The organism is Ruminiclostridium papyrosolvens C7, from assembly GCF_000421965.1.
Classification (GTDB): Bacteria; Bacillota; Clostridia; order Acetivibrionales; family DSM-1351; genus Ruminiclostridium; species Ruminiclostridium papyrosolvens_A.
This window is the reverse complement of the sequence record NZ_ATAY01000020.1, coordinates 475,943-497,892: the sequence shown is the minus strand read 5'-3', so window position 1 is coordinate 497,892 and position 21,950 is coordinate 475,943. Positions and strand designations below refer to the sequence as shown.

22 protein-coding genes are annotated in these 21,950 nt (G+C 36.4%); all 22 read right to left on the bottom strand.

Annotation, left to right across the window (positions count from 1 at the left end):
• Positions 1-66: 66 nt before the first annotated feature.
• Positions 67-288: a hypothetical protein gene (locus L323_RS27315; protein ID WP_020814823.1), complete on the bottom strand. Its 222-nt coding sequence runs from the start codon at positions 286-288 to the stop codon at positions 67-69.
• A gap of 10 nt (positions 289-298) precedes the next feature.
• Positions 299-925 (bottom strand): class I SAM-dependent methyltransferase, encoded by a 627-nt coding sequence (locus tag L323_RS27310; RefSeq protein ID WP_242835248.1) that lies wholly within the window; start codon positions 923-925, stop codon positions 299-301.
• Positions 926-931: 6 nt separating this feature from the next.
• Positions 932-1,375, bottom strand: a complete 444-nt coding sequence (locus L323_RS27305; protein ID WP_020814821.1) for a C-GCAxxG-C-C family protein — start codon at positions 1,373-1,375, stop codon at positions 932-934.
• A gap of 17 nt (positions 1,376-1,392) precedes the next feature.
• A complete protein-coding gene (locus L323_RS27300; RefSeq protein ID WP_020814820.1) occupies positions 1,393-1,836 on the bottom strand; it encodes a MarR family winged helix-turn-helix transcriptional regulator in 444 nt (147 codons plus the stop codon).
• An 87-nt stretch (positions 1,837-1,923) separates the two neighbouring features.
• Entirely contained in the window at positions 1,924-2,910 is a 987-nt protein-coding gene (gene gshAB, locus L323_RS27295) for a bifunctional glutamate--cysteine ligase GshA/glutathione synthetase GshB (RefSeq protein WP_020814819.1), read from the bottom strand.
• 3 nt (positions 2,911-2,913) lie between these two features.
• Entirely contained in the window at positions 2,914-4,383 is a 1,470-nt protein-coding gene (locus tag L323_RS27290; protein WP_020814818.1) for a glutamate--cysteine ligase, read from the bottom strand.
• 97 nt (positions 4,384-4,480) lie between these two features.
• Entirely contained in the window at positions 4,481-4,687 is a 207-nt protein-coding gene (locus tag L323_RS0120550; protein WP_020814817.1) for an ArsR/SmtB family transcription factor, read from the bottom strand.
• Between the two features lie 143 nt (positions 4,688-4,830).
• Positions 4,831-5,868: an ACR3 family arsenite efflux transporter gene (gene arsB, locus L323_RS27285; protein WP_020814816.1), complete on the bottom strand. Its 1,038-nt coding sequence runs from the start codon at positions 5,866-5,868 to the stop codon at positions 4,831-4,833.
• A 117-nt stretch (positions 5,869-5,985) separates the two neighbouring features.
• Complete coding sequence (locus L323_RS27280) at positions 5,986-6,837, bottom strand: hypothetical protein (protein WP_020814815.1); 852 nt, start codon at positions 6,835-6,837, stop codon at positions 5,986-5,988.
• A gap of 141 nt (positions 6,838-6,978) precedes the next feature.
• A complete protein-coding gene (gene dhaL, locus L323_RS27275) occupies positions 6,979-7,617 on the bottom strand; it encodes a dihydroxyacetone kinase subunit DhaL (protein ID WP_020814814.1) in 639 nt (212 codons plus the stop codon).
• A gap of 33 nt (positions 7,618-7,650) precedes the next feature.
• On the bottom strand, positions 7,651-8,652 hold the full coding sequence (locus tag L323_RS27270; protein WP_020814813.1) for a dihydroxyacetone kinase subunit DhaK: 1,002 nt from the start codon (positions 8,650-8,652) through the stop codon (positions 7,651-7,653).
• Positions 8,653-8,685: 33 nt separating this feature from the next.
• Positions 8,686-9,144, bottom strand: a complete 459-nt coding sequence (rpiB, locus tag L323_RS27265; protein ID WP_020814812.1) for a ribose 5-phosphate isomerase B — start codon at positions 9,142-9,144, stop codon at positions 8,686-8,688.
• 38 nt (positions 9,145-9,182) lie between these two features.
• Positions 9,183-9,950, bottom strand: a complete 768-nt coding sequence (locus L323_RS27260; protein WP_020814811.1) for a GolD/DthD family dehydrogenase — start codon at positions 9,948-9,950, stop codon at positions 9,183-9,185.
• A 102-nt stretch (positions 9,951-10,052) separates the two neighbouring features.
• Positions 10,053-11,054 carry a substrate-binding domain-containing protein gene (locus L323_RS27255; RefSeq protein ID WP_020814810.1) on the bottom strand — a complete coding sequence of 334 codons (1,002 nt, stop codon included), beginning with the start codon at positions 11,052-11,054 and terminating at the stop codon, positions 10,053-10,055.
• A gap of 56 nt (positions 11,055-11,110) precedes the next feature.
• The gene (locus L323_RS27250; RefSeq protein WP_020814809.1) at positions 11,111-12,073 is read right to left on the bottom strand and encodes an ABC transporter permease; all 963 of its coding nucleotides are present in this window, start codon (positions 12,071-12,073) and stop codon (positions 11,111-11,113) included.
• Between the two features lie 16 nt (positions 12,074-12,089).
• Entirely contained in the window at positions 12,090-13,574 is a 1,485-nt protein-coding gene (locus L323_RS27245) for a sugar ABC transporter ATP-binding protein (protein ID WP_020814808.1), read from the bottom strand.
• Positions 13,575-13,782: 208 nt separating this feature from the next.
• Complete coding sequence (locus L323_RS27240) at positions 13,783-15,375, bottom strand: response regulator transcription factor (RefSeq protein WP_020814807.1); 1,593 nt, start codon at positions 15,373-15,375, stop codon at positions 13,783-13,785.
• A complete protein-coding gene (locus tag L323_RS27235) occupies positions 15,368-17,203 on the bottom strand; it encodes a sensor histidine kinase (protein WP_020814806.1) in 1,836 nt (611 codons plus the stop codon). Before L323_RS27235 ends, L323_RS27240 begins: the two co-directional genes overlap by 8 nt.
• Positions 17,204-17,365: 162 nt before the next feature.
• Complete coding sequence (locus L323_RS27230) at positions 17,366-18,205, bottom strand: TerC/Alx family metal homeostasis membrane protein (protein WP_020814805.1); 840 nt, start codon at positions 18,203-18,205, stop codon at positions 17,366-17,368.
• Positions 18,206-18,401: 196 nt separating this feature from the next.
• Positions 18,402-19,307, bottom strand: a complete 906-nt coding sequence (locus tag L323_RS27225) for an NAD(P)/FAD-dependent oxidoreductase (protein WP_020814804.1) — start codon at positions 19,305-19,307, stop codon at positions 18,402-18,404.
• A gap of 1 nt (position 19,308) precedes the next feature.
• A complete protein-coding gene (locus tag L323_RS27220; RefSeq protein ID WP_020814803.1) occupies positions 19,309-20,172 on the bottom strand; it encodes a 4Fe-4S binding protein in 864 nt (287 codons plus the stop codon).
• Entirely contained in the window at positions 20,145-21,950 is a 1,806-nt protein-coding gene (locus tag L323_RS27215; protein ID WP_051153509.1) for a GTP-binding protein, read from the bottom strand. The genes L323_RS27220 and L323_RS27215 overlap by 28 nt, the downstream gene beginning before the upstream one ends.

Here is a 21,950-nt window from a genome sequence, read left to right as displayed (position 1 = left end):
AATTGTTATTAAAGGACTGAGTCCGACACGGGATTCAGTCCTTTAATAACAATTTTATGTATTCGTTTAATCTGTTTCTTTCAACGGCACACCAACATTCTTAATAAAAAAGTCTACATCCCTATTACCCGTTTTTTCAGCTTCCTCAGTGAAAAAACACCCCGGTAAGCCGCCTTTGGTACGATGGAATAAAACACACGAACAACATTTACCCCAATTTTCACAATGTGTAAAGCTGCATTTGCAATTACTCTCGTTTCCTAAATTATTTTGTCTGTTACAAGTCATTTTTGCCCCCTTATTTTTCTCCATAAGCAACAAAAATACTGATATTTGCATTGTCACACCCGCAATCAGATGTTGCACAGCAATTACCACCGGCACAATCAACAATTACGTTTTTAAGACCGGCAGCATAAAGCCAGTTTTTAACGTCTTCACGTTTAAATCCCATCCAGCGGTCATGGTGTTCAGTTTTCAGAAAATTAAAATTATGTTCATCCAAATCAGTTATAACAAGCTTTCCACCCGGCTTTAGTACTCTAAACATTTCCCTTATAGCCACTAAAGGTTCTTCAACATGGTGTAAATACATATTTGCCATTGCATAGTTTACATAATTATTTTCAATTAGGAGACATTCAGCTTCGCCTTGCAGGTATTCTATTCCGCTACCAAATTTACTTTTCATCTGCTCCAACATTTCTTCTGATCTGTCTATAGCAATAACTCTCAAACCCTTTTGTATAAGACCTTCAGTTATAAACCCCGTGCCGGCTCCAATATCTGCTGCGATTTCCCCTTCTTTAACATTTGCAAGACAATATGCCTTTTCTCGAACTGCTTCTGAAAAAAATCTCTGCCGCATTGTATCCCATTGATTTGCTACTTCATTAAAATATAATTTACTATCTATGAGATTCACTCCCTTCTATTTTAAATACAGTAATTTTTCAACTATTTCAGAGGAATCTCTCACCAATTTGGGGCAAATCGTTTTAAAAAGATTCTTTTCGCCGGCCGCACTCATTTCTTTCGGAACACTTATATCATACCCTAATAATTCTTTACATCTAATTGAACCATTTAATTCTACAAATTGTCTCTTGTATTCCTGAACAAGGGTATAGGTTTTTTCCTTTGCAGCAGTATCATCAACTCGGACTTTCCCATGTTTTAAACCAATTAACATTATTGCACCTGTAACAGCACCACAAGTCTCACCAATATGCCCCATGCCTCCACCGAAGCTACCGGCGATTTTCAAAGCTAATTCAGGGTCCAATCCTAATTCACCTGAGTATGTAGAAAAAACCGCTTGCGCACAGTTAAATCCACTTAAAAAACATTGCTCAGAACATTCTGCTTTATTCATAATCAAACCGCCTTTCTCTAACAACAATCGTTTTTATCAATCGCTTCCAATAAGATTCCCAAACTTTCCAACACCTGAAATTTTTTATTATCCGGAATTGAATTGTATATCTCACCAAAATATGAATTCATACTTTCCTCAATTTCTGTAAAAAGCTTAGCTCCACTATCTGTGAGTGAAATGGTTACATACCTTCTGTCTTCCGGGTCAATATCTCTTTTTGCCAGTTCTGCCTTAACCAAGTTATTTACTGTTCTGCTCATTGTACTATTTTCGAGATTTAATAATTCTGCCAACTCATTTAAAGAAATACTACCTGAACGTCCTATTTCAACTAAAGCATGGCATTGACCTAAAGTGACACTGCAGCATGAAGTTTGGTTTTCCTTTAAAACACCCAACTTTCTTTCAAGTACTCTAATCAGTTCTCTTAATTTTTTTGAATCATCGGTAATATTCATTATTTGATTGCCTCCTGAAAAATTGTATCATACAATAGTTGCAACATACAACTATATTATTTAAAAAATATAAATTTACTCACCTAATTAAAATCCTAAAAGCTCGATAACCTTCTTTTCAACTAGTCTGTTCCTACCTTTGTAAGGGAAATTATGTATATGAAGTGCCGGATTAAAATTTAACTCAATTACGCTGTAGTTATCTTTATTTGGACTTGCTTTAATGTCTAGGATGATAATATCTGCTCCGCATATTTTTGCTCCCACAGATTTTGCAGCCTTTACAGCAATAGTTTTGTACTCATTGATAATATCATCTGTAAAATCTATACTGTCTCCGCCGGTACTAATATTTGAATTTTCACGAAGATAAACTATTTCATCTTTTTCAGGTACAGAATCAAAATCTTTACTCTGAAAAGCTAGGTATTCCTTTTCAATAAACCCTAATTGTATCTTTTCAAGTGGTGTCACATATCCTTTTCCCCTTAATGGATCCATGTTCTTTTCTTCAACTAGCTCTACGATTGAGTGTTTACCATCTCCCGTAACATTTGCAGGTACTCTGTGAAGAATTGCTGCAACTTCTTCACCAATTACTAAAAACCTATATTCTTTACCTGAGATAAATTCTTCGATTAAAACAGAGCTATCATATTTAAACGCCTGCTCTAAAGCAGTTACAACATCGTTCTCTGAATAAGGACCCTTTAAAATTATTACACCTTGACCGAAGTTAGTTGATTTAGGCTTAATAACTATATCTTTTCCCCGGAAACGTGAAATCTTTGCTTTATAATCATCACCTTGTTTAATTGTTACCCCATCAGGTACATAAATCTCGTTTTCTCTTAATATTTGCTTCGTAACCTCTTTGTTTTCCATAATTAACGGAGAAATATACGAGTCAATTGAAGTACGTGTTGCCTGCTTTAAATACTCGATTTTGCCTGCTTTTCTTAATCTGATAAAATTATCATCCCAATCTAAAATTTCTACATCAATACCCCTTTGTATTGCCTCTTTTATAATCATTTGAGTAGATAATTCCAAAGCCTCATAACCCTTCAACATTTTTCAGTTCCTCCCTGTATTGTTTTGATTTTTATGTTCCATAGCCTTACTGATTCCAAAAGTAATAAAAGTATCTCCCTTCAACTTCATATCATTGATAATTCTATTTGAAGGAAGCAGTGATTTATCAATTAACTTTACAAATTCATTAATAACACATTCCATGTATTTGTTGCTATTTCCGGCATCATCCATAAGCTTTGCTATTTGAGAAAGTTTACAAAAAATGTACTGTCCCCAATCCTCTAGCAATACTTGCCCTCTAGTGTAACGGAAAAGAGAAAGCTTGTTCTTCCAACCTGAAATAGCAATCAAATTATGATTTTTATTCATAAGATTCAGCTCTTTTCTTTCTATATTTCTACTATTTTCAAAAAGACAATAGAGCATAAAAACCTGTAAAAAATACATTTGTTCAAGACTAATTCCTGCCCTTTCATAAGGATTAACATCTATAATCCGTACTTCAGCATACCCGACACCTCTTTTTTCAAGAGCATCAAGCTGACTTTCTCCTTTTTCAACAACCTGTTTCAGACGTATAGAGGAATAAAATTCACTGTCTTTTTGCAACACATTTTCGCTAAGCTGAATTTGTTTACCATCTTTGAACATTCCAATTTCTGAGTATTTTTTGCTTTTGGTTTTCATCATTTTTCTGATAGTTTCCAAATATTCAGATTTACTATTGTAAGACACTGTGAATTTGCCTTGTTCACCATTGGAATAACCGAATCGACTTACTCGTAAGGAGGTCGCATATTTCTTATAATTGTTTGTAGGATTGCAACGTTCAGGACAGCATTTTCTAATCGTCTTTAATTCATTTTGAATTACAGAATTGAATGTGTTATCTGTAGAAGGAGATGCTCCAAACAGGTATATCAACAACCACCTATATCTCAAGAAATTTCTTGCCATCGAAAAGTACGCTTTATCAATAAACTCATATTTATCTTCACCATTACTCCAATATTTGTATAAAATATCAAACAGTTCATCAGTGAAGGAAAAATTAAAATGGATACCTGAAATCATTTGCATTTTTTTACCGTAGCGGGTTGCAAGTCCACGTCTGTATATTTCCTTCTCTCTACCTTCAGGTGTGTCATCAAATTTTGCGATTGGAATAATTTCTTCTGAAGGTAATCTTGGAGGCATACTTAATGGCCATAATAATTCATTTTTAAGTTCATAGTTAACCTTCAAAGTTAACATTTCCAGATACTTATAAACCTCCTCAACAGAAGAAAGAGGTGGTGTTACAAGTTCCAGTTGACTTTCAGAAAAATCAGTGGTAACCTCACTGTTTAGAAGTTTATTTCCAAAGGCAACCGGATGATTGGTTAAGGCTAAATATCCGCTTTTAGTAACTCTCTGAGCTTCTCTTTCAATACCCCATTTACCTTTTAGCAAAATAGAGCTGTCTGTTTTTTTAATAATGTCCAATACCTTTTCAAACTTCCAATTCATAATATCCTCTCAATATTTTAATTTTATATTCTAATGTTTCATAACAATCGAACAATTATAATAAATTTTTTTCCTGATGCTAGTATCAGGAAAAAAATTATTTTAAGAAGTTTTGGATTGAAAGAATTGCTTCCTTATTAATTTTACACATAAAGCTTTGACCTTTTCGTGTATAAGTAATTAATCCTGCATTCTGCAATTCTTTAAAATGATGAGAAATAGTTGATCGGGACAGGTTCATACAGCAACAGGCTTTTGTAAAACATTTTTCAATACCGTCTGTACAGGTATATTCCCCATCCATACACTCGCCTTCTTCACACCACTCGTACAAGGCTTTAAATAAATTAAATCTTTGTTCACACGAGAGTGCTTTAAATATTTTTACCAAATCTAATGTTTTCATAGTTCTATGGTAATCGAACAGTTAGTAATTGTCAATATTTTTTATTTCAGAAAATACTTCTTTCTCCAGAATAAAGCCACATTAACCAACCCAATCATAACAGGCACCTCTACAAGAGGCCCTATAACTGCAGTAAATGCCTCTTTAGACTCAATTCCAAATACTGCAACAGCAACTGCTATAGCCAGTTCAAAGTTATTACTTGCTGCAGTGAAGGCCAATGTAGTCGTTTTGTTATAGTCAATTCCTGATTTATAGCTTATAAAGAAAGATGCTGAAAACATTACTATAAAGTAAATCAACAGTGGTATTGCTACCCTAACAACTTCAAGCGGTAGCTGAACAATATATTGTCCCTTATATATAAACATTACAATTATTGTAAATAATAAGGCTATAAGAGCTAAAGGGCTAATTTTAGGAACAAATTTTTTAGTGTACCAGTCTGTACCTTTTAGCGGCTCCATTATTAATCTTGTGAGCATACCAAGAATAAACGGAATACCAAGATAAATAGCTACAGATAGCGCAACTTCTCCCATTGAAATATGAACCTCATACCCTGTCAGACCAAAAACAGGCGGTAACACAGTCACAAATAAATACGCAAATATTGAATAAAATACTACTTGGAAGATAGAATTAAATGCTACTAAAGCTGCAGCATATTCGCTATCACCGTCAGCCAAACTATTCCAGACAATAACCATTGCTATGCATCTGGCAATACCAATCAAAATTAATCCTGTCATTAAAGCAGAATCCGATTTTAAGAATATAATTGCTAGCACAAACATTAGAATTGGTCCGATAACCCAGTTTTGTACTAGCGATAAAATTAACACCTTCGGATTCTTAAAAACTTTACCTAGTTCTTTGTAGTTTACCTTTGCCAACGGAGGATACATCATTACTATTAGTCCTATTGCTATTGGTAATGATGTTGTTCCAACTGACATTTTTGAGAGCATACCTGAAAATCCGGGGACTGCCCATCCAAGTATTATTCCGAATCCCATTGCCAGGAATATCCATAAGGTTAAAAATTTATCCAGTAATGATAATCTTGAAGTTTTCAAAACTCACTCCCCCTTTATAATCTTCAATATAAACTATTGTTTATATCGTTTCAAGATTAGATACAAAAAAACAGCTATCCATGTATTAAAATATTCATGAACAGCTGTTTTTAATCCTTACTTCTTACTCCTACATTCCTTTTCCTTTTCCTGATACAAGCTTAGCTCGTACTTTTTATAGGCATTTTTATATTCATCCGCTGCTTTGGAATACTCCCCATTTTTATATAGCCTGTAAGCTTTTAAGGAAGGCTCTAAAATTTCTATTTTTGCCTTGGTTCTTAGCTTTTCGAGCCAAGTATTTAGTTTATCCGATATGGAAAATTCCCTGACAAGCAGCATTTTCTTATATTCTTCTTTAGGGTGGATTGATTTCGGCATGTCTTTGTACTGTTTGGCATATTCCTCGTATTTTGTGTTGAAGTCGTTTTCATCAAGACTTATTCCATACTCCTTTGCAATACCCGGAACACTCTTTAGCTTTAACAGATATAATTCAACATCTTTTTTGTACTCAGCTTCTGACTTATAATCAAGGCCTTCACTGATACTGGAGCCCTCGCCACCAGAACCTTCCAAACTTGGCTTTACGTATTTATTGTAATAATCATCTATTTCTTTTTGAGTCACTTTGTAACCTGATTCATTGTAGAAATAGTTATCTGCCAGTACTTTTTTGATTACTTCCTCGAGAATCAAATCATTGACTTCTTCATCGATTTTTTGCATCAGTTGTGAGTTTCCTTTGTTTCTATCAAAGAAAATATTTTTTTCATCACGAAAAACGCTGGTTTCAACAATTTTACCGTTTATTCTCAGTGCTTGCTCTCCGAATACATAGCTTGAAGCTTTTTCGGTCTTTTTAGATATGATTAATGCTGCTGTTAAAGTCGCGAGAACAATTAATAGAATTAAACTTATACAAATAATCCGATTTCGTTTGACAGATAACTTGCCAACACTTTGCATAGTATTTCATCTCCCCTTACACAAATATATAGATAATATTACAATAAATAATAAAAATTTACAATATTATAAAAAATTAAGCCAATCATCAGATAAAGATGATTGGCTTAATTTTAATGATATTGTATTTAAGAGGGATAATTACAATAGTTCAATAATGGCATCTGCCAATGATTTCAGGATAAGGTTGCATGAAGTTGCACCTGCATCAAGAACTCCTCTTGACCTTTCGCCAAGTCGTGCCGCTCTGCCTATTTTTGCAACCATATCACGTGTTGATTCCTTACCCTTTTCAGCTTCGACCTTCATGTCCTCCAGTGCAGCTTTAAAATCCTTTCCGTCCGCCAAAGCCGCCTTGTAACCTTCAATTGCAGGAACCAGAGTATCCATTAGAGTTTTGTCACCAACCTTTGCTTTATCAAAAGCCTGCATTCCTTTTAGGGCACCTTCTAATGTTGCTCCGAAAGCTTCCTTGTCTATATCTTCAACATCTTTACATGCTTTTGAAAACTCCATAAAGAAGGTTCCGTAAAGAGGGCCCATAGAGCCTCCAATTTCCAGTATCAATGTTTTTCCCAGTACATTAAATCCTTCTGATAAACTGACTTCCTTACCCCCAAGTTTATTCTTTGTCATGGTGAAGCCCTTGTTCATATTAACTCCATGGTCTCCGTCACCTATTAATCCATCAACTTCACTTAAGTAAGTCCAATTATCAATAATTGTGTTTATCACATTATATACTACTGAAGATGCTCCTGTATTTTTAAAGCTGCTCATAGTCATTACCCCTTTCAGATTTTATAATAGCTATTATTTAAACTGCTTCATTCCAACTGTATTTACTTCTTCGTCTACCAATTCCTTTAATTCTTCATCAACTTTCATCAGTGTAAGGGTAGCACCCATCATTTCAAGAGAAGTAAAGTAGTTGCCTACATAGGATTTGTAAACTTTGATACCCTTTTGCGCAAGTATTTCTTCAACTTTGTTGTAAAGGATATATAACTCCATTATAGGAGTAGCGCCCAGTCCTGAAACAAGAGCCACAACTTCATCCCCGGCAACAAAAGGATAATCAGGGAGAATAATATCCAGCATTTCCTGAGCCATCTCATCAGCTGTCTTAAGTGCTGAAACTGAAATTCCGGGTTCACCGTGATGACCAATGCCAACCTCCATTGTTCCCGGCTCAATCTTGAAGTTTGAATGTCCTACTGCAGGTATTGTACATGATGTAAGACCAATACCAACACTTCTTGTATTATCTATGGCTTTTTGTGCGGCAGTTATTACTTCATCAAGGGTTCCGCCTTTAGCAGCTTTAGCTCCTCCAACCTTCCACATTAATATTTCGCCTGCAACACCGCGCCTTTTTTCCTTTTCAGTTTTAGGTGCAGAAGCAACGTCGTCATTAGCTACAACTGTTTTAACTGTTATGCCTTCTTCTTCTGCAAAGGCTGTGGCCATTTTGACATTCATATTGTCTCCGGCATAGTTTCCGTAGAGACATGCCACGCCATTTCCTGAATCTGCTTCTCTCATTGCATCCAGAAATGCTTTTGCTGTAGGTGATGCAAATATCTCACCTACTGCAACGGCATCTACCATATTTTTTCCGCAATAACCGATAAATGCCGGTTTATGCCCTGAGCCTCCTCCTGTAACAACACCGACCTTTCCGGGTACAGGAGCGTTTATATATTTAATTGTTCTTGGATTGTCTGTTTTAACAACTATATCAGAGTGAGTCTTGAGAAAACCTTCCAACATATCTTCTACACAATTGAATGGATCATTAATAATTCTTTGCATATTAAAATCCCCCTCTTTTCATTTAATATGGATTTATCTGCAGCTTTTATAAAATTCATTTTCATATTCTGATATTTTATTGACTTTTGCCTCTGAACCACCGCCGTCAAATTCACATCCCAGCCATAAATTGACCAGCTGCTTTGCAAGCTCTATTCCGATTACGCGTGCTCCAAGGGTCATAATCTGTGCATTGTTGCTCTTTCTGGAACGTTCAGTTGAGAAAGAATCATGACAAACGGCTGCTCTGATTCCGGGAACTTTATTGGCAGCAATGGCCATTCCTATACCCGTTCCGCAAATCAAAATTCCTCTTTCATGTTTTCCTTCAGCTATTGACCTGGCAACGGCAACAGCAATATCCGGGTATAGAACAGGGTCGGTACTATATACTCCAAGATCTTCAACGTCCAAACCTTTTTCTATTAAAAGATTCTTTATAATTTCCTTAAATTGAAATCCTGCTTCATCACATCCTATAGCTATTGACATTTTATTCACCTCTATTTTTATTTGGTTAAACTAATTTTCTATTTTATTGTAAAGCCTCCATCAATAAGCAGGTTGTGTCCCGTAATCATACCTGCTGCACCACTACAGAGAAATGCTATTGTACCGGCAATTTCATCCGGTTCTGCAAAACGTTCCGAAGGCATTTCCTTTTTAAATGCATCTCCAACAGGGCCTTCCCAAGCCTTTTTACCCAAGTCGGTAAGAACTACCGTAGGTGAAACTGCGTTTACTCTGATACCGTACTTGCCCCATTCATATGCCATTACCTTTGTCATTGCTATAATTCCGCCCTTGCTGGCACAATAGGCAACATGTTTGTCAAGTGCAATAACACCTGCCTGTGATGCCATATTAACTATAGAGCCCTTTTTACCTGCATCAATCATATATTTACCAACCGCCTGAGCCATCTTGAAGGAGGCTGTCAGGTTTATGCTTATTGTCTTATCCCACATATTATCATTTAAATTTTCAGCACTATCCAATGCTACTATTCCTGCACAGTTTACAAGAATATCAACACTTCCGAATCTTTTTACTGCTGCATCAATAACAGATTGTCTGTAATCCGCATTTGTTATATCACCAGAAACACCTATGCAATTTTCACCCAGCTCATGTGCTATTTTATCTGCTTCAGGATTGAGATCTGCTAAAACACAATTAACACCTTTTCCTGTAAAAAAGTGTGCAGTAGCCAGTCCTATTCCTGCTGCACCTCCTGTGATTATTGCTGTTTTGCCTTGCAACGAGAAATTCAAATCTGCTCCGCAGTATTCCAACATAATTAGACCCTCCATTTAGCTACATTTTATTTATCTGTATGTTTTGCTGATTATAAGGAAAGGGAGCTTCACTCCCCCTCCTAATAATCCATATTAATAATATTATTGTGCTCTTTGCTTAAATTCTGCCACGTTGTCCTTTGTCACTGGTTCAAAATCAATCCAGTATTCCTTGTCAACATTTTCGCCTTTTGCTTTAGCAACAGCAATTTCCAATGCCTTACTTCCCTGTCCTGCACCATCCTGGAATATAGATGCAATTAATGTTCCTTTTTCTACAGCATCCAAAGCATCTGTTATACCATCAACACCGATTGTAGGGATATCCAGTTTCTTAGCTTCAATTGCTTTTCTTGCTCCAAGTGCCATTTCATCATTTTCACCAACTACAGCATCTATCTTGTCAAATGCCTGCAGCCAATTTTCCATAACTGTCATAGCTTCTGAACGTGACCAGTTAGCTGTTTTTTCTGCCAGCACCTTGATATCAGGATATTTCTTAAGTACATTTTTGATTCCCTCGCTGCGTTCCAACTGAGCTGATTGTCCGAGCGGTCCGTCAAGTATAACAATGTTGCCCTTTCCACCGAGCTTATCGGCAATTGCCTGCATTTCCAATTCACCTGCATATACGTCCTTTGAGCCAACGTAGCTGGTGAGTTTCTCACTGTCAACACGGGTGTTGACTCCGATTACCGGTATATTCGCTGCTGCAGCCTTATCAACCGCAACCGCACAGGCTTTTGCATCCTGAGGGTTTAGGATAATTGCATCCACGCCGTCAGAAATCATTGTTTCAACCTGGTTTATTTGTGTGTTTGGATCATAGTTACCATCATAAATCTTGAGTTCCACTCCCAATTCTTCTGCTTTCTTCTTAGCAGCATTTGAAAGGCGGACTGTGAATTCATTTTTCAGACTGTACAGTGTCATTCCAACAACAATTTTTTTGTCAGCCGGCTTGCTTGTTTCAGTTGCAGTAGTTGTGTCTGAAGACTTGGTTTCTTCCGACGATTTTTTACCAGTGTCAGAGGAACAAGCTGCGAAAGAGATTAGCATTATTGCAGCTACTAGCATTGCCACGAGTCTTTTCATTGTTTTCATAACTATTTCTCCTTTAAATTTTAATTTAATAATAAACCGTTTTTATAAAACGGATATTAATCATTAGAACTGTTCAAGCTATCCATCATAACAGCCGCAATAATTATCAAACCTTTAATAATTAACTGCCAGTATGAGGATACCGCCATCATATCCAAGCCATTATTTAGAGCTGCTATTATAAGAACACCGACAAGAGTTCCCCATAATCTGCCTCTACCGCCTGCCAGACTGGTTCCGCCCATTACAACAGCCGCAATAGCATCAGTTTCATAGTTTTGTCCTGCCATTGCCAGACCGGAAGATACACGTGAGGTCAATACTACGCCTGCAAGTCCAGCCAAAACACCTGCTATCATATATGCCGACCACTTTATCTTCTTAACGTTAATACCTGATAGACGGGCAGCTTTGGCATTTCCGCCTACACCAAAAATATATCTTCCGTATTTGGCCTTGTATATAAGAATACTGCAAATAATAAATACTACTGCAAGGATAATAACAGGGATTGGTATAATTCCAACATTTCCTCCACCAATTTTCAGAAATCCATCACTTAACCCCGGTACCGGCTGTGCATTGCTGGCCAGATAAGTAATTCCTCTGGCGACACTCAACATACCCAATGTAGCAACAAAAGCCGGAACCTTAAGCCATGAAATTACTATTCCGTTCAAACTCCCAAGTAAAAACCCTACACCCAATCCAACTAAAACTGCTACAAACCAAGGAATGCTATGATTTTGGGCAACCAGCGCCGCAAATATTCCGGATGCACCCAATATTGAGCCCACGGAGAGATCAATTCCTCCTGTTAATACTACAAAGGTCATTCCAAGGGCAAGTAAACCATTTATGGATGCCTGCCGTAACAGGTTAAAAACATTGTTTACATCAAGGAATCTGGGTTTTAGTAAAGCAAAAATCAATATAACCAAAAACAGTCCAATCAATGTTGCAAATTTCTCTAAAAACTGACCTGCAGTCATTTTTCTGTAATTTTTTATATTCTCCATTTTTCATACCCCATTATCACATTTTAGATACAGCAAGTCTCATAATGTTTTCCTGTACAAAATCTTCCCTCTTAAGTTCCCCGCCTAATTTGCGATTGCTTAATACAATAATTCTGTCAGCCATCCCCATTACTTCAGGCATTTCCGAAGAAATCATTATAATAGAATTCCCCTGTGCAACAAAGTCGCACATAATCTTATAGATTTCAGATTTAGCACCTACATCAATACCACGGGTAGGCTCGTCCAATATTAACAATTTAGGCTTTTTTATCAGCCATTTTGCAAGAACAACCTTTTGTTGGTTTCCTCCGGAAAGAGATGATACTAACTGCTCTTTTCCTTGTGTCCTTATACGGAGGGAAGAAATCTGTTTCTGAATTACTTCATCCTCTGATTTCATGTCAATCAAATAATTCTTTTCAAAGTCCTTCATAGAAGCCAGTGTAATATTGTTTCCTACACTCATATACGGTACAAGTCCTTCGCCTTTTCTGTCTTCCGTAACAAATGCCAAACCATTCTTAATTGCTTCAACAGGCTCCTTGGGATTAAGTTTTTTCCCCTCAAAGATTATTTCACCTTCATCTGCTGGGCTAAGTCCGAACAGAGCCTGCATTACTTCAGTACGACCTGCCCCAACCAATCCTGCAATACCGAGAATTTCTCCTTTTCTGACATCAAAGTTTATATCAGAAAATTTGTTTTGAAGTGTCAGTTTACGGACTTCCAATACCTTCTCGCCTATTGGAACGTGCACCTTCGGATAAATGTCGCTGAGCTCCCGCCCAACCATGTTTTTAATCAGGATTTCATTGTTAATATCTTTAGCCTGCCAGGAATCCACATATGCTCCATCTCTAAGAACGGTAATTTCATCAGAAATCCTGAAAACCTCATCCATCTTATGAGAAATATATATGATTCCCTTTCCTTCTTTTCTAAGGTTATCTATTATTATGAAAAGGTTATCTACTTCTTTATCTGTAATTGCCGAAGTAGGTTCATCCATAATAATAATCTCTGCATTAAATGAAATAGCCTTTGCTATCTCCACAAGCTGCTGGTCAGCAACCTGCAGATTCTGAAGCCTTTCTTTTGGACTAATATTGTTAATATGAAGCCTATTTAATAATTCTTCTGTTTGCCTGTACAGTGTACGATAGTCAACAAATCCTCCTTTTCCGGGTTCACGGCCAAAATATATATTTTCAGCTACTGTCATTCCCGGAATAGGAGACAATTCCTGGTGAATCATTGCGATTCCCAGATTTTGAGAATCTGTAGGCGAATTGATTTCTACATCCTTACCATTGATACTGATGCTTCCCTTGTCACTCTTTGTTACCCCAGCCAGGATTTTCATGAGTGTGGATTTGCCAGCTCCATTCTCACCCATAAGGGCATGAACTGAACCTTTTTCCAGTTTAAAATGTACATCATGCAATACATTTACTCCCGTAAAACTCTTGCTGATATCTTTCATTTCAAGTAAGCTCAATAATCACACCTCTTTTCCCATAACCTCTATGAAGTTACTCTTATATGTTTTATGTCTCCTGCATTTCATGTTTTAATTATATAATTGAATTAATGGTTTAACAGGTTTACTATTTTAATATTAAGTTTGATTTTTTATGATTTGAAAAGAAAAAATACATGAACCATCATAATTCATGTACTACTTAATGATTTTCTCTGTGAATTTTTTAGAAATTCTTTTCACGTATAGAATTTTGCCTGTAGTTAACCGGGCTTACGCCGAAAGTATTCTTGAAGACCACAGAAAAATATTTTGGGTTTATATATCCGCAAAGGCTGCTTACCTCACCAATAGGGATGCTTGTATCGGCAAGCATCTGTTTTGCCATAGCCATACGAATACTTGTAATATATTCATTAAAGCCCATTCCTGTACCTTTTTTGAACAGCGAACTCATATATGCCGAAGTTCGATCAAATTTTTCTGCCACTATATTCAAATTGATATCACTGGCGGCATTTTCCCTGACATACTGCAATACATCTACTATAAGCTTTTTATTGGGTACATCTATACCTGCCTCATTAGCTGCCTGATGCACTTGGTTGAGATATCTGTTTATCTCCTGTTTAAGCTGTAAAAAACTCCATAATTCAAAAAATGGAAGAGGCTTAATGATACTTTCCGTTCTTGTGCTGTTATACTTTACAAGCTGACGGTCAATAGTTTTAACAAGTTGTATATAGCTCTGCTCAATAGCTGACAAAGACTGTAATGAAGGGGGTAACATAATTAGTTTTTCAAAAGAATTAATAATTTCTGCGTTTTTAATATCTTCAAGGTTATGGATTAATTTACCCCACTCACTCTGCTCATGCCTAACCGACATAGGTATTTCCGAAAATAATTGTACATTGTTGCCGGTACGATACAATTTATAATTGGTAGCCTCATTGGCAAAATTGAAGGTTTTGTGCAATAATATGGAGCCGTAGGCAACATCACCTATACCTGCAAATACATCTACCAGCAAATACTTACGGATTAAGCTGCAAATCTTATTTAGCTCCTGCTTTACCGAAAGGAGCATTGCCTCTCTTTTAAGACCCTCGAACACAGCAACAATTCTTCCAGATTCATATTGAAATGTAATTACGAAATCCTCGCCCATTTCCTGAGTCAATACTTCATCTGCTATATTTTTTACTGCAAAATCAATATAGTCTTTGTTTTCATTATTCACTTGATATTGAATCATGGCACAGAGTAAAAGCTTTTCCTTAAATCGGACACCCAAATCATAAAGCTGGGACAGGTACCTCTTTGCCTCATCGGCATCAGTGGAGTCCAGTAAATTTTTAAGGAGCTTCTGTTTTACATTTTCTACAACCTTCTTATTTTCACTCTCACGAACAAATTTTTCATCAATCCTCTGTTTCTCATTAGCCAGGCTTTTTACATAACCCTCAACCATAGAAACGAGTTCCTGCTTTTTTATAGGCTTAAGTACATACTCTTTAACACCTAACTTAATAGCAGACTTAGCATATTCAAAATCCGCATATCCTGAAAGAATGATAAAAGTTGGAGAATACCCTGTTTCCTTGATATTCTTAATTAAATTAAGTCCGTCACAAAAAGGCATACGGATGTCGGTAATGACAAGCTGAGGTAAATGTTCTTTACAGAGTTTAAGTGCTTCTATACCGTTTTCAGCCTCATAGCAGCAAATATCAATATTTGCCAACTCCCTTTTGAGTATTACAATTATACCCTTTCGTATAACATCCTCATCATCTGCCACCAATATTTTAAACATCTTCTTCCCCTCCGTTTTGAACACCCAATTCAACAACAATGGTTAAAGTAATTTTGGTTCCGACATTTTGTTCACTCTCAATTTGCATTCCGCTTCCTGCAGGACAAATCATTCCTACACGCTGGTTTACATTAATAATACCAATTGAGTTTTTTGACTTACTTTTATTATAAATTGTTTTATTTTCCGCGATACATTCACAGATTTCTTCAAGACGTTCATTTCCCATTCCTTTGCCGTTATCTTCAACAGTTATGATAAGCTTGTTTTCTGGCATAGAGACATTAACAAATATATTCCATGGCGGAATTGAATCTTTAAAGCCATGTGTAAAGCAATTTTCAACCAGTGGCTGAAGTATCAGCTTGGGAATCATAATATTTCTTAGATTTTCGGGACAATCCATTTGAAAGATTAGTCTTTTATTAAAACGCATCCTCATAATTTCTATATACTGTTCAATATTATTGAGTTCTTCACTAATCTTTACTTTAGGACTTTCCCAATGCAGGCTGTAACGCATTAAATCTCCTAAATTTGCCAGTTCGTTGGCCACTACATAATACTCGTCTATTTCGCACTGCATTCTCATATTTTCCAAGGTATTATATAGAAAATGAGGATTTATTTGTGCTTGAAGAGCGTGTATTTCCGCTTCCTTTTGTGCTTTCTCCTTTTGAACCATTGAAATAAGCAGTCCTTGAAGTCTTTCAGCCATATGATTAAAGCTTTCTGAAATTCTGGAGATTTCATTAACCCCATCCACTTTGATACGTACATCAAACCGTCCCGATTCAATATGTGTAATCATTTTATCAATTTCTTTGAGCTTTCTGAAGAAAATTCTGGCTGCAACATTGGTAAAAACTATGATAAACACAATACTGAGAATGGCAATCAATAACAAAAGGGTATCCACTCCTGAAGTGGAGGCAAGAATTTTCTTCTTGTCCATAACTGCAACTCTGGTCAATCCCGTAATATCGTCCCTGTCATATGCAATAAGATAATCTGCATCACCCACTGTAATATCCGATGCCCCTGATTTTTTAGGAAACTTTATACTAGCAAATTCTCTCATGCTTTTGTCATCGGAAGCAAAAACCAATTTTTGGTTGCGGTCAAAAATCAGATATTTCACATCAGAATTCTGATTTAAAAGTTCGCTTGAATCAACAAGCTTGCTTATTGTCATATCGACTTCTATGAGCCCGATACACTCTTTTGTACGAATATCGGATATTTTTTGATAAATAGGTAATACCAATTCTTCTTTATTTTCAAGTTCTTCATAATTTACAAGGTTTCCTAAAGTTCTGTCGTATACACGAACATTTCCATAAATATGCTCACTGCTGCTTTGCATAATCTCAGAATAATAATCACGGTCGTATAATCTTTCTATGTGATATGACCAATCAAAATATTCATCAATCTGTTTATTTGAAGAATATATAACAAGTCTGTTGAATTTATTCGTGTATACATAACGTATATTTAGAAGTTCATTTTGAACACTGTAAACATAATAATTTTTTTCGTGTGTACTTAGATTATTTTCAGGATTTAAATAATACTGGAATTCCTGACTGAAAACCAATTGATTCAGTGCACTGTTCATGTTACTGATATTGGAGTTTATGTTACTATCCAGCTTTTTCAAATTCTCCTGTACCTTTTTATTTGCTTCCTCCAAAAGATTATCTCTGACAATTTCAAAATATGATGTGGTTATTACTATTGCAGGAATTATCATTATAAGTGAGAAAACAATAGTAACCTGCCATACCAGACTAAGTCTTGTAAGCCTTTTTATCAGTGTTTTCATTTTGACACACGTCATCCTATCTTGATTATTTGAATTTTAATAGGTTATATTTATGATTTTATGTTAATTTTTAATTAAAAGCAAGTTATGTAAGCAAATCTACCAATATACAAAAACTGCCACAAAACAATTTTGAAATCGTTGTTTTGTGACAGTCTTTTTTTATATTTCTTTTATTTCTTTTTTCCTTCCGCTGAATAAAACTGATAGCACAATACTCGATGCCAGTACAAAGAATATTATTCCCAATGAAAGTTCAATAGGTATTTTAATGTCAAACATAAGCACCGACAGTTTTACTCCAGTAAATACCAGAATCATTGCAACACCGTACTTAACATACTTGAATTTTTCATGGAGATTACCAAGAACAAAATACATGCTTCTAAGTCCCAATATGGCAAATATGTTTGAGGTGTAAACAATAAAAGGATCGGTTGTTACAGAAAATATAGCAGGGATTGAGTCTACAGCGAATATGATGTCCGTAAATTCTATTAAAATCAAAACAGCAAACAAAGGTGTAGCATATAGAATTTTGTTCTTTCTTACAAAGAATTTATCTCCTTCCACCTTGTCAGTAACCGGAATAATTTTACCAAGAATTTTTATTATTTTACTGTCCTTTACAGAATTATTATCCTCTTTCTTTAAAATCATTCTTATACCACTAATTATCAGAATTGCTCCGAATACATAAAGAATCCAATGGAACATATTTACAATAGTAACACCGAGTAAAACGAATATAAGCCTTAGTATTAATGCTCCAACTATACCATAATTTAATACTCTTCTTTGATGCTCTTGTTTAATGCCAAAGCTACTGAATACCATAATAAATAGAAAAAGATTGTCTATACTTAAGCTTTTTTCTATTACAAAGCCACCCAGAAACTGCAATGCCGGTTCCTTGCCCATAAATAAGTATATTCCGGCATTAAAGGCTAACGCCAACCCTATCCAGAACATAACCCACTTTAGTGCTTTTTTTGTAGACATTTAACATCCTCCTGTTTTTAAAATTATATATAAAAAAAGACTTTTAACATAATCAGTTTCAGATTATGTTAAAAGTCTCGTTAACCGTATAGGAAACAAAGCCAGATGCAGCTGCACCATGTATGTTGACTTAGTTATTTAATAACTACTCCCCTTTAACAAACTTATTATAATATACAAAACATATTTGCGTCTATTAAGAGAATGTTAATTGTATGTTAATTAATTTTTCCTTCCTAATAAATTCAGAAATTCTTCCGGCAGCCAATGCACCCTGACCGACCGCCGTAGCTATTTGCTTGAAGCCACCGGTGCAGTCGCCTGCTGCATAAAGGCCCTCAATGTTGGTTTTCTGGTTTTCATCCACGACAATAGATGCACCCTTTGTCAATACACCAAGTTTTTTTGCAAAATCAATGCCGGAAGCAATATCGTTTGCAATAAACAATCCATCCAGCTTTTCAAATGTTCCGTCGGTAAAATATATTGCCTCAAGACAGTCCTTTCCGTAAAGCTTTTGTATAGATTTATTTACTATTCTGAAATTGTCATGCAATTTATTATAATCACCCTTGTATTCCAGTTCCATTCCGTTTGTATATATGGTGATATCATTGGTAAAGGCTTTCAGCTCTTCAGCCTCATGTATGGCGAAATACTTATTTCCGAGGACCCCAACCTTCAAGCCCCTGTAAAAAAAGCCATCGCAGGTTGTGCAGTAACTTACTCCTATTCCCTCCATTTCCTTTAGCCCGTCTATTTCTAGTTTTTTCTGTGGTTGACCGCTTGCCATTAAAACCGTTTTTGCATAATAACTCTTCTCACGGGTAATAACTTCAAAATTATCTGTCTTGTTAATTTCCAATACTTCTTCATCAGTAATATCAGCTCCGAGTCTTCGAGCCTGCAGCTCACCTGCTTTTAATAAATCACTGCCGCTGACGGCTTCGGAAAATCCAAAATAATTTTCAATTTTTGCAGCTTTATAAAGTCCGCTGTTGCTCTGTCCTATCACAAGTGTATTGAGATTTGCCCTGACTGTATAAATGGCAGCAGACAGGCCTGCCGGTCCTTTTCCAACAATAATTACGTCATATATCATTTTATAAAACCCCTTCAAGTTCCTTTTCAAATAACTCCCAGCCTACCCGTTCAACAGTATATCTGAAACGCTCACCCTGTTTCCCGTGCTTTTCAAAAAATCCAAGAGTGGTATCAACAATTTCGAATAGCTCATCTTTTGAGAATATAATAGGGAGAAGCTGTTTTCCTATTGCTATTCTGTTTCCGAACAGACCTCCGAAGTAAACGATAAGGCCGCTTTTACCTTCCCATGCTTCTTTAGGACACGCTTTTACGCAGCGGCCACAATATCTGCAGGCAGATGTATCATAGGAAAAGCCTTTAGCGCCTTTATTAACAGCTATGGCCTTATGACGGCAAACAGTTTCACATAGACCGCAATAGGTACAATTATTCTTATTCCACAGGGGTTTGACAGCTCCCTTGACCCCAAGATCATTTTCTTCAGCTTTCAGACAGTTATTACCGCAAGCAGTGATGCCCAGCTTGAATTTGTGAGGCAATTCCTTCCCGTAATACCTCTTGCCAAACTCATTTGCAAGGTCTTCGGAATCTATAAGTCCGTTCCGACATACACCGTTTCCCTGACAGGCTGTAATCGTCCTTACTCTTGGCCCACTTGCAGCCGGGTATAATTCTGCCTCAGCAAGTTCCTGCTTGACTGTTTCGATGTCCTCAAGCTTAATAAACGGGATTTCAATACTTTGCCTTGAAGTCATATGTATATAGCCGTGTCCATATTTCCTTGCAATTTCATATACTTTAAGCAATTGTTCTGCCTGAATACGTCCGCCGACAATGCCCAATCTCATAGAGAAATTATTTTTTTGAATCTGTTGAATGAATCCGCCCTTTTTCAATTCCTTGTAATCGACCTGTCCCATAGCTCTTCAACTCCATTTTTATTATAGTTTTTAATTAATTCACAAAGGGAATCAACAACCCCCCCGATATCTGAATAGTTGATATCTGCATCAGGCACAAAGCTGTCAAATGGTGATTCTCCTATATTAACAATTTTTATTTCATGAGTCTGGTTCAACAGCTTTAGCTTTTCCGCTTCATAATCGTCAAGATTGAATACAGAGGTAATAAATATATGTCCGGCATCAGCAAATAATATGGCAAGTTCACCAATCTGCCTTATCTGGCTGTCCCTGTCACTGGAATCAGATGTATGGCTTGCTATACCGAGATAGTAGGTCGTATAATTTGATTTGAATAATTTGAACTCAAGTTCTTTTCCAATCTTGTGTATGGACTGTTCGTATTCTTCATTACCTGAGGTTAAAACTACGAACTTGGCTTTGTGTCCATATAAATCTTCTCTCATATTTGAAGATACCAATCCCTTCTCCCAGAAAAATTCACTTTTCCCTATGTTATGATGTAAAGTACTTCCCTTGTCAGAAACACTCTCCAGAATAATTCCGCCTCCTGATATTTCATAATTATCCACAATAACGAACCTGCCTGTCAGTTCCATATGAGAAATGGGATCAAAGGCAATGGGTTTGACGGTTTCAAGTATACACTCTGCCACATCATGTCTTTCAACCTGATCCTTGTAGGTATTTATATTCAGTTCTGCTGCATCAATTATATTCAAAATTTCTGCCAGCTTTACTGTAATTCTTGAAGTTCCTATCTTAAGCTTGTAATCTTTATTTTTTATTAACGGGAATTTACCTACCCAAAAAATATTTACTCTGAAACGTGAGCTTAAAACCGGCTGAATTTCATCTGCTCTGACCATCAGCTCTCCTGATTTTATATATATCTGTGTTTTCAGTGTTACGCCTATTGCCTGGCCAACACCGGCTTTTTCCGCAGAATTTACATTAAAGCCCTCAATACTGTTTATAACACTTTTCTTTTTTGAAGGTAGAAAGACGACTTCATCACCTGCCTTTATGGTTCCGCTCAGAATAGTACCCGCAACGATTCTTCTGTGGTCATTTTCCTCAGTAAACTTGTAAATATCCTGTACGGGCATACGGAAGGGCAGTTGGATGTCTTCCTTCCTGTTTGCGAAGGAATCTAATTGCATCAGTACTGTATGGCCGTCATACCATGGTGTCTCACAGGATTTCTCAGCAACGTTGTCACCGTTAAATGCACTTATCGGAATGAAGTTTATGGGATTAATATTGATTTTGTTCAGGAATTCTGTAAATTCCTCAGTTATAGAGTTAAAAACATCTCTGTCAAAGTCTACCAAATCCATCTTGTTAACCAAAACCACAACCTGCTTGATTCCAAGCATTGAAACAATGTGACCGTGACGCTTTGAGTTCTCTTTGATTCCCTCATTGGCATCTATAACCAGAAGTGCTGCTTCTGCCCTAGATGCACCCGTTACCATATTTTTCAGAAATTCGATATGGCCCGGTGCATCAATTATAATATAGTCTCTTTTATTTGTCTTAAAAAAACATCTTGCAGTATCAATGGTAATTCCCTGTGCCTGTTCGTCTTTGAGGGCATCTAAAAGAAATGCATATTCAAAGGGTCTGGAATTTTTCCTACAGTATTCCTTAACCGATTCAAGTTTACCTTCAGGCAGTGAACCGGTATCTGCCAGCAGCCTTCCTATCACCGTACTTTTGCCGTGATCCACATGTCCTACAATTACTATGTTCATTTGCTCTCTGTTTTCCAT

Excerpts from the sequence above, each read along its gene's own strand:
- dhaL (WP_020814814.1), bottom strand. The coding sequence starts at position 7,617 with ATGAGCAGCTTTAAAAATACAGGAGCATCTTCAGTAGTATATAATGTG.
- L323_RS27315 (WP_020814823.1), bottom strand. The coding sequence starts at position 288 with ATGACTTGTAACAGACAAAATAATTTAGGAAACGAGAGTAATTGCAAA.
- L323_RS0120550 (WP_020814817.1), bottom strand. The coding sequence starts at position 4,687 with ATGGATGGGGAATATACCTGTACAGACGGTATTGAAAAATGTTTTACA.
- L323_RS27270 (WP_020814813.1), bottom strand. The coding sequence starts at position 8,652 with ATGCAAAGAATTATTAATGATCCATTCAATTGTGTAGAAGATATGTTG.
- L323_RS27280 (WP_020814815.1), bottom strand. The coding sequence starts at position 6,837 with ATGCAAAGTGTTGGCAAGTTATCTGTCAAACGAAATCGGATTATTTGT.
- L323_RS27215 (WP_051153509.1), bottom strand. The coding sequence starts at position 21,950 with ATGGAAAACAGAGAGCAAATGAACATAGTAATTGTAGGACATGTGGAT.
- L323_RS27260 (WP_020814811.1), bottom strand. The coding sequence starts at position 9,950 with ATGTTGGAATACTGCGGAGCAGATTTGAATTTCTCGTTGCAAGGCAAA.
- L323_RS27255 (WP_020814810.1), bottom strand. The coding sequence starts at position 11,054 with ATGAAAACAATGAAAAGACTCGTGGCAATGCTAGTAGCTGCAATAATG.
- L323_RS27220 (WP_020814803.1), bottom strand. The coding sequence starts at position 20,172 with ATGGGACAGGTCGATTACAAGGAATTGAAAAAGGGCGGATTCATTCAA.
- L323_RS27305 (WP_020814821.1), bottom strand. The coding sequence starts at position 1,375 with ATGAATAAAGCAGAATGTTCTGAGCAATGTTTTTTAAGTGGATTTAAC.
- L323_RS27235 (WP_020814806.1), bottom strand. The coding sequence starts at position 17,203 with ATGAAAACACTGATAAAAAGGCTTACAAGACTTAGTCTGGTATGGCAG.
- L323_RS27225 (WP_020814804.1), bottom strand. The coding sequence starts at position 19,307 with ATGATATATGACGTAATTATTGTTGGAAAAGGACCGGCAGGCCTGTCT.
- L323_RS27250 (WP_020814809.1), bottom strand. The coding sequence starts at position 12,073 with ATGGAGAATATAAAAAATTACAGAAAAATGACTGCAGGTCAGTTTTTA.
- rpiB (WP_020814812.1), bottom strand. The coding sequence starts at position 9,144 with ATGTCAATAGCTATAGGATGTGATGAAGCAGGATTTCAATTTAAGGAA.
- L323_RS27230 (WP_020814805.1), bottom strand. The coding sequence starts at position 18,205 with ATGTCTACAAAAAAAGCACTAAAGTGGGTTATGTTCTGGATAGGGTTG.
- gshAB (WP_020814819.1), bottom strand. The coding sequence starts at position 2,910 with ATGTTGAAGGGTTATGAGGCTTTGGAATTATCTACTCAAATGATTATA.
- L323_RS27300 (WP_020814820.1), bottom strand. The coding sequence starts at position 1,836 with ATGAATATTACCGATGATTCAAAAAAATTAAGAGAACTGATTAGAGTA.
- L323_RS27290 (WP_020814818.1), bottom strand. The coding sequence starts at position 4,383 with ATGAATTGGAAGTTTGAAAAGGTATTGGACATTATTAAAAAAACAGAC.
- L323_RS27240 (WP_020814807.1), bottom strand. The coding sequence starts at position 15,375 with ATGTTTAAAATATTGGTGGCAGATGATGAGGATGTTATACGAAAGGGT.